Genomic DNA, 16,586 nt, shown 5'->3' with positions numbered 1-16,586 from the left:
ACATTAAAGAAATCAAAAAATAAAACCCCAATCTCTCTACATTAAAATTGAGAAATTGGGGTTAAGTTATTTAACAAGATTTTTTATCTAAAACAAGTAACTAATTAATAATCCTGCTGATAATAAGAAGCCGAAAATCGTATTTGTCATCGCTGTCGATTTCATGGCGATGCGCATATACCCAGGATCCTTTGCTCCTTTTTGGAAACTTTGAATGGCAGAGATTGGCTTTCTCAAACCTAGGAACATAACTAATGCCCAAGGGCTTATATAACCCATTAATACAATTACCGCGATCCATAAATAAGCAATGAAAAAGGCTACAGCTAGTGTTACTATTGCTTTTTCTCTCCCAAGGAGGATTACTAATGTCTTTCTTCCACCTTTAATATCTTCTTCGATATCTCGGATGTTATTTGACATGTTAATTGCACCGACTAAAATTCCAATTGGAATGGAAATCAATACACTTTCAGTCGTTATCGTATTCGTTTGAATAAAGAAAGCAATAAGTACAAAACATGTCCCCATTAACAATCCAGAAACTAATTCTCCAAATGGAGTGTACGCAATTGGTAATGGACCACCTGTGTATAAATACCCAACTGCCATTCCAATTAAACCGATGACGACTAACCACCAGCTGCTATTCATACAAATATAAACTCCAATAATTGCTGCTACTACATACAATAAAAGTGCGACTGTTAACACATTTTTTGGTTTCAATCCATGACGGACAATTCCCCCGCCAATCCCAACAGAATCAGCTGTATCTAATCCACGTTTGAAATCATAATACTCATTAAATAAATTCGTCGCTATTTGCAATGCTAAACATGCAACCATCATCGCAATAAATAAAAGCCAATCAATTTTGGCAACATAAAGTGATGCCACTGTTCCTAAAATTACAGGAGAAAACGTCGCCGTTAACGTATGCGGGCGCGTCATCTTCCATATTAATTTAGCGGAACTAATTTCTTTTTCTGTCCCCATAACTCTGTTCAATCTCCCTACATTTAAGTATAAATTACTAGCAGTATCTTTCTATCTGTTTTCTGCCACGCATCCATTATATCAAAAAATGAATTGGTGATAGAACTGTAATGCTCTTGCTTGTCCTTCTATCACTCTTGAATTAAGTTTTTCAAAAAAAGGTCCGTTGCTCACATTCGAACAACGGACCTTTTTTATATGAACCAATTTAAAACATCTTCAGCAATCTCTTTTGGTCTATCCCAGTGCATTAAACGCTTATCTTCAAGTATAATCGATGCTATTTCATGTAAGTTAATGACTAGACTACATCTTCACGCCCCTCAAATTAATATAGTTTAATAATTGTATGATTCGTTTATCATATGTGTGGTGTTTCAAGGTCCTATCCAGCCCATTTTTTGCTATACGTTTTCTTTCTTGTACATGTTCCAAATAATACTCCGCTTTTTGTATAAACTCCGATGCACTATTAAAAGTTTCTATTTCAACACCCGGTATGTAATGCTTTCCTACATCTGGGCGTATATCAGTTAATTGAAAAGAACCTACAGCATTGATTTCAAAAGTCCTATTATTTACTGAATAGGCTTGGATATTTGCAGCATTACAATTCAATTCCTGATCACTTGGTGAGCGATGTAAATTTATATTGATTTTAGTCGATACGTAAAATTGCAATGCATCCTCATACTTCGCAAGTGGTAATAGTTGTATGTTATCCTTTAGCCTCTCATAATTCTTTAACTTCTCCCAACCGAATCCCACAATTTTTGTATTTTTTTCTGCTAAATACTCTGAAATAGAATCAACAAAGGTAAGTCTATTTTCAAATGCTGTACCTATAAAACTAAGATCATACTTATATGTATCTTCTTTCTGAGAAGGTTTAAACACATCTTGATTTGCTGCTAACGGAAGATGAAACACATTGTTACATCCTAACCCTCTATAAAATTTGATACAATTTAAATCTTGCGTACATATGTAATCATAATACGGCACAAGATGTTGTGTTACATCTGTATAATATGGATCATCTGTCAGCCAAAGCCCAGTAGTAAACCCTGCCTTTTTTAAGAATGGCATAATATGATTAAATTCTTCACTTAAACCGCTTAATACCAAAATAAAATCTGGTTTCACTTTCAATGCGGTTTTTATAGCTTTTTCTGGACTCACCATACTTGTATCGCTGTTTATCTTTTGTAAACTATTCAAAATTGCTGCTTCGATCATTGGATAATAAAAAGGAATTCCTGATTGAATAAATAAAATTTTTTTAGGCGTATTGTCTTTCATGTCATCTCCCCTATTTCTACATAATCAAAGTACACGAAAATTAGCAATCTTTATTCATTTTTATGACATCTTACTTTACATGTATAAGCAACGTTTATGTCCATTATGTTGTATCCCTCTTATTTTAGAAGCTGTCACAAAGGAAATAAAATTAGGTTATATTCAGCCTAATTATTAAACATAGAGAATGAATAAAGAAGCATCCACAGCAGTGAAAGAAAAAGAATTTGTATATGAAAACGTTATGTTTGAACAAAAAGAAGTGAGAAAACTTGAAATTAGTCCTGTAAATTCAAAAAGTAGTAATCAAGTAGTAAATAAAGAAAATATGAAAACAATTTTCACAAGCATGGAAAGCGCAGAGAAAAAAACACTACTTCTAGATCAACAGGCCAAAGACTATATACATTCAAAAATGAAGGTTACTTATCAAGATAATTCTATACAAGAATTCTTCGTTTGGATAGAATCTGATGGTGACATCGTAATAGCAAAAACGAGCGATGAAACACACGGTGAAGGTTATGATTTAAGTGAAGATAATTCTAAAAAAATCATTCCGTTTTTCGAAAAGGCATCCCAGTAATAATTACACAATAGATGAAATATACAGTAAAAAAAGAGTCAATCTCCTATGCAATAGAAGATTGACTCTTTCCTTTATTTATAAAAATTGTTTCATACATTGAAGCTCAGACTACTCTTTTTCCTACCAGATTATCAAATCCCAAATAAACATGTGAGGGTATAGTTGGGAACATATAATCGGTATGACGAAAAAGAGTAACTATTATTACATCATCCTTATTTAAAACTCAACCAAGCATCCGCCCAGTCCGCATGATCATTTCCATTACCGTTACCTGCATCATCAACGAATAATTTTAATTCTTTCTTGCCAGTAAGATCAACATCAACAAATTTTGCTGGCGTATTATAGTACATTGTACCGCTATTAAATGCTTCTACTCCATCAAGCAGTACTTTAAATACGACCGAACCGCCTTTACCACCAGGCTCCTGGTCGATTCCTACGTATGAATTAAATCGTTTGTAAGTTGAATTTGATATATCATAGGTAATTTCTGACTTCGAATGCGTTCCGATTCCTTTTTTATACGTAATCGGTCCTGTCGTTCCAAGTAATGAAATTGGGTTTCCGTCAGTACTTTTATCTTTTTGAACGGTTGCCCATCCAGCAGTTGCTTTTACCCACGAGATATCACTCAGATACATACCACCAGAAGCGACTTGCACTTTCGTTGAAGTTACCACCGCATTCCCCAATTTTACAGAGACACCAACTTCTTTCATTCCTTTAAACTGAGTAGGCGGAGTAATAACAAACGAATAGGTTTCTTCTCCTCCTGCCGGTAATTGAAAGTCTGTTGTAGATGGTTGGGCATTCCATCCTTCTGGTAATTGCAATTCAATTTTTCCAGGTGTCACTTTTTCCTTTATCTCATTTTGAACTTTTACTTTTAATGTAGTAGAGCCACCTTCAACAACAATTGGATTTGGTTCTACCTTTGCCGAAATGAGCTTTACTGCTGGAGTTACTTCTATTTGATTCGATTTACGAACTGTTCCACTATCTGTATTCACTTCCACTTCAATGGCGTACTTGTTAGCAACTATATCAATAGGGACAGGTAACTCCACCTCAATTGTTTTTGATTGTCCTGGTTCAACGCCTTCAAAAGCTACTTGAATCGGTTTCACATTCCAGCTCTCTGGAGCCTTTACAACCACTTCTCCAGATGAAGATTTCAACGTACCAAAGTTTGATAAGTTTGCCTTTACCTTAACTGTATTTCCTGCTGTTACACCGTTCGGAGATTCTAGATCGAAACTAAGCATAGACTCAATTTTATACTTTTTACCTGCTTCCGTTTTAAATGAAATCGTATCGCCATCCTTCGTAAATGGCACCGGTGTATTCGTCCCAACTTTTGTTACAGTAAACGGTGTATTGAACATTGGACTTTTTAACTTTACATCGTTTCCGTGATCAGAAGTCACCTGAATAACTGTAGGCGTGCTATTTTTCCAATCCGCATCAATCGTAAATGCACCGCGTGCTCTTAATCCTTTATAAGAACCGTCCTTCCAAGCTTTCGGAAGTGCAGGCAATAGTTGAATAGAGTCGGTATGGCTTTGAATTAACATTTCAGCAATTCCTGATGTTGCGCCAAAATTCCCATCAATTTGAAACGGTGGATGCGTATCAAATAAGTTGCTGAGCGTACTTCCTGTCAGTTGACCTTGCAGGATTTTATACGCATGGTCACCATCTAACAAACGTGCCCATAGGTTAATTTTATTCGCTTTACTCCAGCCTGTTCCCTCGTCACCACGATGGTTTAAAGTAACTTTAGCAGCCTCAAGCCATTCCGGTGTATTGTGATTAATCATACTTCCTGGATATAGCGCAACTAACTGGGATATATGCCTATGCGTTTCGCCAGGGTCATCTATATCATCCTTCCACTCTTGCACCTGACCATATCTACCAATTTGAATTGGCGGGAATAATTTATCCCTTTTCGCCTTTAACTCATCCCGAAATACATTATCAACCTGTAAAACTTCACTCGCTTCAATTACATTAGAGAACAATTCATATACTAACTGTTGGTCAAAGGCACATCCATTAGAAATTCCACCAAGCTCTGGAGACCAGCACGGAGAAACAACTAACTTCTTATTTTGATCTTCTACTAAAAACTTACTATGAAACTCTGCCGCTTCTTTCAGTATCGGATAAATCTTTTCTTGTAAGTATTGTTTATCATCCGTAAATTTGTAATGCTCCCAAAGGTTTTGACTAATAAAGGCATTCGCACTAGGTGCCCATCCCCAGCCTAATCCCCACCCAGGCGCAGTAAATCCAAATGGATTATTCATCGTGTTAACGGTCCATCCGCCGCCTGTAACACCAAAATGTTTTTCTGCTGAAACCCTTCCCGGTTCTCTCAATGAATCAACATAATCCATTAATGGCTCAGCTGTTTCAGACAGATTTGTCACTTCTGCAGGCCAATAATTCATTTGGAGATTAATATTAAAATGATAATCACTTTCCCACGGTGGTGTGTTCGAATTATTCCATACCCCTTGTAAATTTGCAGGAAGCGTTCCTGGTCTTGAAGAAGAAATGAGCAAATACCTTCCATATTGGAAGAATAGTTCTTCTAAATACTTACTGTTTTCTTTACTGTAAGATGCTAGTAATTCATTTGTTGGAACGGATGGTTTTTCTCCTCCTAAATTTAAAGAAACACGATTAAATAAAGAGTAATAGTCTTTTATATGTGTATATTTTAAAACCTCATAACTCTTTTTCGAAATAGCAGACATGACTTTTTCAACCTTTTCATGTGGATCTTGCCCTTTATACGTTGGGTATTTATTTTCATAATCAGTAGCCGCAGTCATAATAATTGTTAAACTATCTGCATTTGCTACTTTAATTTTCCCATTCTCTGCTGTTAATGTACCGCCTTCATTCAGTACTTTAAATTCCGATTCATATTTCATTCCATTATTCGCTATTTGTCCTTTTATCGTGATTTTGTTATCTTTGGACGTTACTTGCCCTCCCTGTGCACTCGTTGGTCTAACATCTAATGAAAGCTGTTTCGATTCACTAGCAGTTAAACGCATGACCATAACGCGATCAGGATAACTTGCAAAATATTCCCTATTATATTGAACACCTTTATAGCTATAGGACACCGTAGAAATTCCCTCATTTAAATTTAATTCTCTGCGATAATTGGAAAATGAAGACCCATCTGGCATATTAAAATCTAAGTATATGTCCCCAAAATTTTGATAGGAACCAAAGCCTTTTTGGAGACCTGTGAGAAATTGCGTAGATTCCCTTTCCGCCCCTGATTTATCACCTTTTGATAACTTTTCCCTAATGCTACCTAAGTGACTCGCTGCTCCCTCGCGATTCCCGTACGTATACTCACTCGTACTGCTTGGTCCGCCAGTCCAAAGCGTTTTTTCATTAAACTGAATACGTTCTTGCTGGACTCCGCCAAAGACCATTCCACCCATATAGCCATTACCGATTGGCAATGCTTGTTTTTCCCAATCTTTTGCTGGCTCATTGTACCAAAGTGATAGTTTCTTTCCCTCTGGTTTTGGATTTTCAATCGTAATAGGTGCTGTTGCTTTTGCTTTACTAAACTCTCCAGTGTTTCCTAAAGAAAATAATAAAGTACTAAAAAGCAATCCCCCTGTTAATACGTTTCTCAGTTTCAAATTTCCATCCCCTTTTGAAAAGCGAATGTAAAATGGCCCCTTCTGCACATTGACTTATTCTATTCTCCCCATGAAATTCGCTATTCTTTTATATGAAAGTATAATAGGCAAAAAACATTTGCCCATTATACTTCTTGTTATATACGCGACATGATTATCTAGTAAATGCTGCGGTTACACCACCATCAACCGTAATCATACATCCCGTTGTTTTATCCGCCTTTGAAGAAGCAAAGAAAGCAATCGATTCAGCGATGTCTTTCGAATAAATATTAACCAATAATGTTGTGCGTTTACGGTAATGCTCCTCTAACTGATCAGGCTCGATACCGTATGCCGCGGCACGTTCTTCGCGCCATTTTGAACCCCAAATAGCTGATCCTTGCAGAACCGCATCTGGAAGAACTGAATTTACACGAATACCATACTCACCGCCTTCAGCTGCAATACATCTCGCTAAATGTGTTTCAAGTGCTTTTACAGAGCTATATGCCGAAGCATTTTTACCGGCATATACAGAGTTTTTTGAGCCAACAAATACCATATTCCCTCCAATGCCTTGCTGTTTCATTTGCTTGAATGCTTCACGTGCAACTAAAAAGTATCCCGTTCCAAGCACGTTCATATTTAAATTCCATTCCTGAAGCGTTGTTTCATCAAATGGACTAGACGTTGCAAGTCCTGCATTGTTCACGATACAATCAATGCCTCCGTAAGCAAGTGCTGCCTGCTCAAATGCCGCCTTCACTTCTTCTTCTTTTGTTACATCCATTTTCACCGCGAGCGCACGACCTTCGCCATACTGCTCGTTAATCTCAGCCGCAACTTTTTCTGCTCCTTCAAAGTTCAAATCAGCAAGCACTACATGCGCACCTTCTGAAACGAGGCAACGTCCTGTTTCACTTCCGATTCCGCCAGCGCCACCTGTAATAAAGGCAACCTTACGAGAAAATTCCGCTTCCGCTGGTGCTAGTGATAATTTATATAGCTCTAATGGCCAATACTCCACATTGTAAGATTCATTTTCATTTAAAGAAACGAAACGTCCAAGCGTTGTGGAACCTTTCATTACCGAAATCGCCCTATGATACAGCGCACCACTTACTTTTGACATTGCCACATTTTTACCAGTATTCACCATGCCGATACCAGGAATTAAAATAACGCGAGGTGCAGATTCGAACATGTTGTCTCCTTCGTATTTGTTACGTTCAAAGTAAGCTTTATACTCTTCTTTAAAGCTTTCCACACCAGCTTTCACTTTCTCTATTAATCCATCAGTGTCTTTCGTTTGCGGATCCCAATCGATATAAAGAGGACTGCGCTTTGTATGAACTAAATGATCTGGACAAGCCGCCCCAACTTGCGAAAGCTCTCGTGCATTGTAGCTGTTTACAAATTGAAGTACTTCATCTGCATCATCATAAGATAATAGCATTTTCTTTTCATCACTAACTGCCCCGCGAATAATCGGCATTACTTTTGCAAGAATACTTCTGCGCTCTTCTACTGAAAGTGCTTCGTATTTTTGCCCTCCGAATACAGTACTTTCATTCACTCTCTCATTGATATATTGTTCTGCCTCATTAATAACAGCAATCGTCTTTTCATAACTTTCCTTCGCCGTATCTCCCCAAACGACTAAGCCGTGTTTTTCCATTAACACGAGTTCAGCATTTGGATTATTTTTCACGCCTTCTGCAATCATTTTAGATAACGTAAACCCAGGGCGCACGTACGGAACCCAAACGAATCGATTACCGTAAATCTCCTCCGCAATTTGTCTTCCATTATGTGCGCAGCAAAGACTAATAATGGCATCTGGATGTGTATGATCCACATGTTTAAAAGGTAAGAAAGCATGCAATAAAGTTTCGATGGACGCACGCGGATGCTTGCTGTCAATCATACAATGCGCTAAGTACTCTACCATTTCTTCGTCTGGCATTTCTTCGCGCTCCATTAATAAACGAATATCTTCCATTCTTAAACCAGTAAAGTTTTGCGCTTTCATAGTCGCTAAATCAGATCCGCTTCCTTTCACCCACATGACCTCTATATCACGACCACGAAAATCTTTTTCAAATGTCTTTACCGATGTGTTTCCGCCGCCCCAATTACATACTGCACGGTCAGTTCCAATTAAATTCGATCGATACACTAATTCGTCTACTCCTTGCGATAATTGTGTTGCCTTCGTTTCGTTCCATAAACTATTAACCATATTCTTACCCCCGTTATTTTTTATTGTTTTATTATTTCGGATACGAAAATAGTGTGTATCCGTATGTTTAAGAGTTTCCTATTACACTTGTATTCCAATGCCCTATAGTAATCCCCCGATATGTAATCAGGGGATCTTATCATTAATGGTATAATGGGCCAAAGTTTTGGCAGGCGCGGTAATCTGCTGCTTCTGGGTCTTTCGTTCCGAACATGCCCCATGCACTCGGTCTGAAGATGTTCTCTTCTTTGACGTTATGCATATTTACAGGAATTCGGAGCATGGAAGCAAGAGTAATTAAATCAGCGCCAATGTGTCCATAGCTAATTACGCAATGGTTGGCACCCCAATTATTCATCACGGTGTAAACGTCCTTAAAGGCACCTTCTCCTGTTAAATTTGGTACAAACCAAGTTGTTGGCCAAGTTGGATCTGTTCTCCCATCCAATACGTCGTGAACCTCTTCTGGTATTTCAACTGTGTAACCTTCTGCAATTTGTAAAACAGGTCCTAATCCTTTCACGAGGTTGAGACGAGCTGCTGTTACAGGCATATTTCCTTTCGTTAAGAAATCGCTCGAGAACCCGCCCCCGCGGAAATATCCTGTTGAAGCTGGTCGCCAGGAAGTAGCTGCCAAACATTTTTGCGCTTCTTCCTCTGTAATTTCCCAAAATGGTTTTATAGCAGGCTTTCCATCTTTCGTTTGTTGTCCTGTCCCGTCAAGTGCAGCTGAACCGGAGTTAATCATATGAATAAATCCATTTGCCGCCAATCCTTCAGGTTTATGTCCTGTCACGCGTTCTACTGCCTCTGGGCTCCAATACGTTCTTACATCTGCAAAAACTTGAGCTGTATTTGTTAATAAATGGCCAAATAGCATCGTAACTCCATTTAAACTATCATTTTCAGTCGCCATAATGTATGGCGGGCGAATTCCGTTCCAATCAAAGGAAGAATTTAAAATCGTCTCCATAAAATCTCCATTCGGGAAATGATCCGTCCATTGACGCTGGCCTTGAAAACCTGCAGAAATCGCGTTATGCCCTAGCGCTTCTTCACCATAACCAAGTTCCTCTAGTTTCGGATTTCCAACCATGAGATCTCTTGCAATTAACGTCATTTTCACACTAGTTTCCCAGTCTTTATTCTTTTGCTCCCTTGATCGTTGCATCTCTTCCGCATTATTATCTGGACCTTCTGGGCAATACTCCTTCACCCAGTTTAAAGCTCTTTCATATTCTTCCTTATCATAAATCTCCTCATCTATTCTTCTGACAAATTCGGTCATATCAATATATTCATTTCTCATTCCTAAATAATCTTGGAAAAACTCGGGGTTAACGGTACTACCGGCAATCCCCATAGATACAGATCCCATCGAAAGATACGATTTTCCTTTTAAAGTAGCAACGACAAGACCAGACTTTGCAAATTGAAGTAATTTTCCCTGCACATCTTCAGGAATAGATGTATCACTTAAATCTTGCACATCTTTCCCGTATATACCGAAAGCCGGAATACCCTTTTGATTGTGGGCAGCTAAGACAGCTGCAAGATACACTGCCCCTGGACGTTCTGTTCCATTAAACCCCCATACTGCTTTTGGAATGTCTGGATTCATATCCATCGTTTCAGAACCATAGCACCAGCATGGTGTAACAGTAATAGAAACACCAACTCCCTCTACCGCAAATTTTTCAGCCGCTTTGGCCGCTTCCGCCACACCGCCAATACATGTATCAGCGATGACACATTCTACTGCCTCGCCATTGTAATGACGTAAATTTTCAGTTAATAAATTTGCTACCGATTTTGCAAGATTCATCGTCATATCTTCAAGAGATTCACGTACACCATTTCTTCTGCCATCAATCGTTGGTCTAATTCCAATTTTTGGTAATTTATTGTAAAATCTATTATGAACTGTTTTCATTTTAAAGCTCCCTTCTTACTACATTGTTATCGATTATTTCAAGAAAACGGCCGTATGCTTCCTGCCATTCTAATTGATTTTGAGGTTGATAATGTTTAACAGGAAACGAGTTTTCAACAATCTCTCTACCTTCCTTTAAATCCTTTATTTTTCCTAGCGCGATCCATTGCGATAATGAATTTCCAATCGCACTCGCTTCAACTGGCCCCGCTACAACAGGGCGGTTAGTCGCATTTGCGGTAAATTGACAAAAAAGATCATTCTGAATGCCACCGCCGCCCATGTGGATGACTTCTATTGACTTACCAGTTAACACTTCCAGCTTCTCTAACACCCATCTGTACTTGAATGAAAGACTCTCCAAAATACAGCGGAGGAAACTCCCTTCCGTTTCAGGGGGCTGTTGACCACTCTTTATACAGAAATCTCGGATTTGTTTTAGCATATTTTCCGGATTGAAGAAAGAAGGATCATCTGGATCTATGGAATGTGCAAATGGCTTTGTATTTCGAATCAACGTTTCTTCTTCTTCGTAAGTAAAAAGCTTGCCTTCTTTTGCCCAAGTCCCCCTACATTCTTGCATGAGCCATAACCCCATAATATTTTTAAGTAGCCGAAACTCGCCATCTGCCGTTCCTTCATTTGTAAAGCCCCATTCCAAAGCCTGTTCATTAATGACTGGATCCTTCACTTGAACTCCCATTAAGATCCATGTACCACAACTCATAAAAGCGGAATATTCTGACTTTATAGGCGATGCGGCAAGAGCACAGGCTGTATCATGTCCTGCACCAGCAATAACTTTAACAGGCTGTATACCAAATTCGTTATGAATCGAAGAAAGCGTCGGACCAAGAGTCGTTCCTGGCATCACAATATTTGCCATAATTTCTGTAGGAAGGTTAAGCTCGCTCATAAGGGCAGTATCCCAATTGCGCTCATGAATATGAAATAACGATGTCGTCGTACTAATCGTATATTCATTCGCCTTTACACCGGAAAATAAATAACTCAATAAGTTTGGTGTTAATAAAAGAGTTTTTGCCTTTTCTATTAAATCTGGGTTATTCTTTTTTATCGTATACAGCTGGCAAATCGTATTAATTGCTGCTGGTGTAACTCCCGTTCGAGAGAACAAAACATCCCTCGGAATGACTTCCGTGATTTCTTTTAAACTATCATTTGTATGCGGATCTCTATAAGAATAAGGATTGCTAAGCAATTCTCCTGTTGCAGAAAGAAGTCCGAAATCAACGCCCCACGTATCGATAGATAAACTTTCGATCGACTTATGACCGTTTTGAATACTTTTCCCTATTCCATTCTTCATTTCTTGGAAGATCCTTAAAATATCCCAATAGTAATGACCAGTTGCGTAAATAGGGCGATTGGAGAACCGGTGAACTTCTTCAAGATAAAGGCGTTTCCCATCAAATCCACTTACCATTAAACGCCCATTAGATGCACCTAAATCAAAAGCCCAAACTTTTTCCATTCCTTCACACCCCTCGGAAACACTTCAATTACTCCGCATCTTTTAATAGTTGTAATCTATATTTCTCAGAAGATAGATTTCTTAATTCGTGACATTCTTCCTCTGTAAGCACTCTTGGCACTCCTATTGTCGATGCAATCGTATATACTTTTGCCGCTTCTTCTAGAATTTGCATAAGAAAATATGCTTCTTTCATCGTTTTACCAACTGTCAGTACGCCGTGATTTCTCATTACTATTACATCATTTTCTTCAATCACATTTGATACAGCGTTAGCCAATACTTCTGTAGTCGGAATCATATATTCAAGATAAGATACGCTTTTGATCATTGCTGGAAAATCTGGGAATAGACTCGGAATGGTATGACCAGTACATGATACACCTACCGAATAACTTGGATGAGCGTGTAAAACAGCTGTTATATCAGGACGTTTACGAAAACATTCCAGATGCATTAATATTTCAGAAGATGGTTTTAAATTATCCAATATCTCACCAGTTTCAATATTGACACGTACCCACTCGTGGTCTTCTATCTCTTGCAAATCAAAACCGCTAGGAGAGATATACATCATATTTCCGTCTCTCATACTTAAATTTCCACCTGCTCCTACTACAAGACCCGTTTGGACAATCTTATTTGCATATAATTTCAAATCATTTATTACACTCAGCAATAATATGCACCTCAGTTTCTCTCTTATTTGCACCGCTAGTTTCGTTTTAGATTTTATTGATATAGAACTTCCTTAATCTTTGGATCATCAATGTTCTTTTTATCGTACCAATAGAAACCAGTGTCAATTGTTTTGGATACTTGTTTCCCATCTAGGTTCTCAACAGCTGCTTTAACAGTTTCATAACCAATTCCAATTGGATTTTGCGTAATCGCACCTGCCATTACTCCGCTCTTAATCGCATCAATTTGTAGTTTTCCAGAGTCAAAGCCAACTACTACTACACTCTTTTTGTTCAATTCTTTAACAGCATTTACTACCCCTATCGCAGAACCTTCATTTGTACCGAAAATACCTTTTACATTTGGGTGCGCTTGCATAATTGCCTTAGCAGCGTCAGTCGATTTTAATTGATCGCCGCTACCATATTGAATATCGACAAGTTTAATGTTCGGATACTTTGATTTGATTGTATTTACAAAGCCATCTCGTCGTTCAACACCTGTTTTACTTGTCTGGTCGTGAGCAACTACTGCTACTTCTCCTTTTTCACCAATTAATCCAGCCATTTTCTCAGCTGCAAGAGCTGCCGCCGCTTTATTATCTGTTGCTGCTGTTGCCACAGGTATATCTCCCTCAACACCTGAGTCAAACGCAACAACCGGAATTTTTTTGTTTTTTGCTTGTTCTAATAATGGAAGAGCAGCCTTAGAATCTAATGCCGCAAAACCAATCGCATCTGGTTTTTTATCAAGTGTGCTACGGAGCATTTCAACTTGTTTATCCACCTGCGCTTCCGTTTCAGGACCTACAAATGTAATATTCACCTTATACTCATCTGCTGCTTGCTCAGCTCCTTTTTTAACAGCCTGCCAAAACTGATGCTGGAAACCTTTTGAAATAATCGCAACATAGCGCTTACCGTCATCTTTTGCAGGAGCATCACTATCCTTACTTCCCGTGCTTGCATTATTTGAAGAACACGCTCCCATAAACATTGAGATTGCGAGAATTGATGATAAAACGATGCCCTTTTTTGCTTTTTTCATCCAAAACTCCCCCTATATATTGTTTTATTTTGAAAACAGTATCGCAGTTAATTCTTTGCTTTTTTGTTCCGTAACACATCTGCGTAAACTGCCAATAAGATAACCGCTCCAACAACTACTGTTTGCCACTCTTGCGGTACGGAAAGGATTTGAAGACCATTTGTTAACACACTCATAATCAATGCACCGATAACAGTACCAAGAATTGTTCCTTTACCACCACTTAAAGAAGTTCCTCCGATAACGACTGCTGCGATTGCTTCCAATTCATATCCCGCTCCTAAAGCTGGCTGGGCAGAATTTAGACGAGATGCCATTATGATCCCTGCAACACCAGTAAAAACACCTGCAAGCATGTAGATAATTATTTTCCACTTATCAACATTAACTCCTGAAAGCCTAGTTGCTTCTTCATTGCTTCCTAGTGCAAATGTATACCTTCCGATAATCGTTTTATTTAAAATTAAGCTTGCGAAAATAGCCATTCCAAAAAAGATGAAAACAGCATTCGGAATAGCAAACCCAGGAATAATAGAACCCATCGCAATTTTGTTAAAACTTGGTATAGAAGTGAAATAGATTGGAGTCGCTTTCGAAATAACAAGTGCCAATCCTTTCGCGATCATCATCATCGCTAACGTTGCAATAAATGGCGGAATCTTCAATTTTGCAATCGCAGCTCCCGAAATCAAACCTACTACGGCGCCTATTAAAATGCCTCCTATAACAGCTACCCAAACCGGTAAACCTAAGTTGACAGCAAAAACACCTGTCATAACCGAAGACAACGTCAGTACGGTTCCACACGATAAATCAATTCCACTTGTAACGATAATCATCGTTGCTCCTAAAGCAAGTATGCCTGTAACAGCTGTCGATAAAAAGATTCCTATAATGTTATCAAATTGTAGAAAATTAGCTGAAGCAATTGAAAAAATAAAAACAAGTACGATTAAACTTGCAAATGCTAGAAGCTGCTGAAGGGCGTTTGAATTCATCCCTTTCCTCATCTTCCCTTCAACCGGAAACTCTACTGCTTTTGGCATTTCCATTCCTGTTCACTCCTTTATCATCCGTTACTATTCATTACATAATTCGTTTTGTTGCAAGCGTCATAATCGCTTCTTGTGATGCTTTTTCATCATTTTTCAATTCTCCAGTTATCTTTCCTTCACACATAACAATTATGCGGTGGCTGATTCTTAAAATTTCAGGAAGTTCTGAGGAAATCATAATAATAGATTTTCCTTGCTGTGCTAAATCGTGTAGTAACTTATAAATTTCATCTTTTGCCCCAATATCAATACCACGAGTAGGCTCATCAAAGATTAAAATGTCTGAATCTCTAGTCAACCACTTGCCTATAACAACTTTTTGCTGATTCCCTCCTGAAAGATTTTTCACTAATTGATTACCTGATGGTGTTTTTATTTTTAACCTCTTAATTAATTCCTCAGATTGTTGATCCACTTTAGATACATGCATCCAGCCAAAAGGTTTCACATAATCTTTCATCGATGCCATTGCAATATTTGTTTTGACATCCATCCCAACTAGAAGTCCAAACTGCTTTCGATCCTCAGATAAATATCCAATTCCATGTTGCACTGCATCAGAAGGATTTTTAATATTCTGTCTTTTTCCTTTAATAAAAATCTCCCCTGAATCAAGTGGATCTGCCCCGAATATAGCACGGGCTACTTCTGTTCTTCCAGCTCCCATCAATCCAGCAAAGCCAACGATTTCCCCTTTATACAGTTCAAAGCTTACATCCTTTATCGTTTTCCCTCTCTTTAAATTTTTTACTTCAAACACTTTTTCTCTCGTTCTCTCTTTCATTTCTGGTTTTTGATTGTTATCAATTTTCCTTCCAACCATCATCGAGATAATTTGTTCAATCGTTGCATCCTTCGTGTTCATCGTTCCTACGTATGTACCATCTCGCATAATCGATACACGGTCCGTAATTTTCTTAAGCTCCTCCATGCGGTGAGAGATATATACAATTCCCACACCATCTTGTCGTAATTTTCGAATCATAACAAACAATGCATCAATTTCCGTATCCGTTAAAGCTGCGGTTGGCTCATCCATAATTAATATTTTCGAATCAAAGGAAAGAGCTTTGGAAATCTCAACCATTTGTTGTTTCGCAACTGTCAAATCACCTACCAATTCTTTAGGATCTAGATGAATGTTTAACCTTTCAAATAGTTTTTTTGCTCTGTTATTTAGTTCTTTTTCATCCAAAAAAAGATTAAATAGCCCTTTAGGTTCTCTTCCTATAAAAATATTTTGGGCAACTGTTAAATGCGGAGCTAAATTAAGTTCCTGATGGATTATACTGATTCCAAGTCTTTGTGCTGCTTTTGTATCGGGAACCTCGATTTCTCTTCCTTCGTATGCAATTGTTCCAGTATCCCTTTGATAAATCCCTGTTAAAATTTTCATTAATGTAGATTTTCCGGCTCCATTCTCTCCCAAAAGTGCGTGAACTTCGCCTTTTTTCAATTCAAACTGCACATTAGAAAGCGCTTGCACTCCAGGGAACGCTTTACCAATTCCATCCATTTTCAGTAGCAATTCACTCATCCTATCACCTACAACCTTATCAATTTTTTAATCCACCA

At 38.2% G+C, this 16,586-nt stretch carries 10 protein-coding genes and 1 pseudogene; 1 reads left to right on the top strand and 10 read right to left on the bottom strand.

The features are described 5' to 3' along the window. Positions 1-87: 87 nt before the first annotated feature. Both menA and ACTFSI_RS14090 read right to left on the bottom strand, forming a co-directional pair. Complete coding sequence (menA, locus tag ACTFSI_RS14095; protein WP_078417471.1) at positions 88-999, bottom strand: 1,4-dihydroxy-2-naphthoate polyprenyltransferase; 912 nt, start codon at positions 997-999, stop codon at positions 88-90. A gap of 306 nt (positions 1,000-1,305) precedes the next feature. Continuing rightward, positions 1,306-2,301 (bottom strand): CgeB family protein, encoded by a 996-nt coding sequence (locus ACTFSI_RS14090; protein ID WP_138321653.1) that lies wholly within the window; start codon positions 2,299-2,301, stop codon positions 1,306-1,308. Positions 2,302-2,491: 190 nt separating this feature from the next. On the opposite strand from ACTFSI_RS14090, the pseudogene ACTFSI_RS14085 reads away from it, so the two are divergent. Continuing rightward, a pseudogene (locus ACTFSI_RS14085) lies at positions 2,492-2,887 on the top strand (hypothetical protein); the annotation flags it as partial. A gap of 218 nt (positions 2,888-3,105) precedes the next feature. On the opposite strand, the gene ACTFSI_RS14080 reads toward ACTFSI_RS14085, so the two are convergent. The 8 genes from ACTFSI_RS14080 to ACTFSI_RS14045 all read right to left on the bottom strand — a co-directional run bounded on the left by ACTFSI_RS14080 (position 3,106) and on the right by ACTFSI_RS14045 (position 16,548). After that, positions 3,106-6,576, bottom strand: coding sequence for a glycosyl hydrolase family 95 catalytic domain-containing protein (locus ACTFSI_RS14080; RefSeq protein WP_138321650.1), 3,471 nt, complete (start codon positions 6,574-6,576; stop codon positions 3,106-3,108). A gap of 154 nt (positions 6,577-6,730) precedes the next feature. Beyond that, positions 6,731-8,800, bottom strand: a complete 2,070-nt coding sequence (locus ACTFSI_RS14075) for a bifunctional aldolase/short-chain dehydrogenase (RefSeq protein ID WP_138321648.1) — start codon at positions 8,798-8,800, stop codon at positions 6,731-6,733. 142 nt (positions 8,801-8,942) lie between these two features. After that, on the bottom strand, positions 8,943-10,733 hold the full coding sequence (locus tag ACTFSI_RS14070) for an L-fucose isomerase (RefSeq protein WP_138321646.1): 1,791 nt from the start codon (positions 10,731-10,733) through the stop codon (positions 8,943-8,945). 1 nt (position 10,734) lies between these two features. Continuing rightward, positions 10,735-12,228, bottom strand: a complete 1,494-nt coding sequence (locus ACTFSI_RS14065; RefSeq protein WP_138321643.1) for a rhamnulokinase — start codon at positions 12,226-12,228, stop codon at positions 10,735-10,737. 28 nt (positions 12,229-12,256) lie between these two features. Next, positions 12,257-12,907, bottom strand: a complete 651-nt coding sequence (locus ACTFSI_RS14060) for a class II aldolase/adducin family protein (protein WP_138321642.1) — start codon at positions 12,905-12,907, stop codon at positions 12,257-12,259. Between the two features lie 53 nt (positions 12,908-12,960). After that, on the bottom strand, positions 12,961-13,956 hold the full coding sequence (locus ACTFSI_RS14055) for an ABC transporter substrate-binding protein (protein WP_000709393.1): 996 nt from the start codon (positions 13,954-13,956) through the stop codon (positions 12,961-12,963). Between the two features lie 47 nt (positions 13,957-14,003). Further along, a complete protein-coding gene (locus ACTFSI_RS14050; RefSeq protein WP_179192336.1) occupies positions 14,004-15,008 on the bottom strand; it encodes an ABC transporter permease in 1,005 nt (334 codons plus the stop codon). A gap of 34 nt (positions 15,009-15,042) precedes the next feature. After that, positions 15,043-16,548, bottom strand: coding sequence for a sugar ABC transporter ATP-binding protein (locus tag ACTFSI_RS14045; protein ID WP_138321641.1), 1,506 nt, complete (start codon positions 16,546-16,548; stop codon positions 15,043-15,045). Positions 16,549-16,586: the final 38 nt, after the last annotated feature.

Source organism: Bacillus cereus group sp. MYBK101-2, assembly GCF_051918845.1.
Classification (GTDB): Bacteria; Bacillota; Bacilli; order Bacillales; family Bacillaceae_G; genus Bacillus_A; species Bacillus_A paranthracis.
The sequence above is the reverse complement of the archived record's forward strand: the minus strand, read 5'-3'. Positions and strand labels throughout refer to the sequence as shown.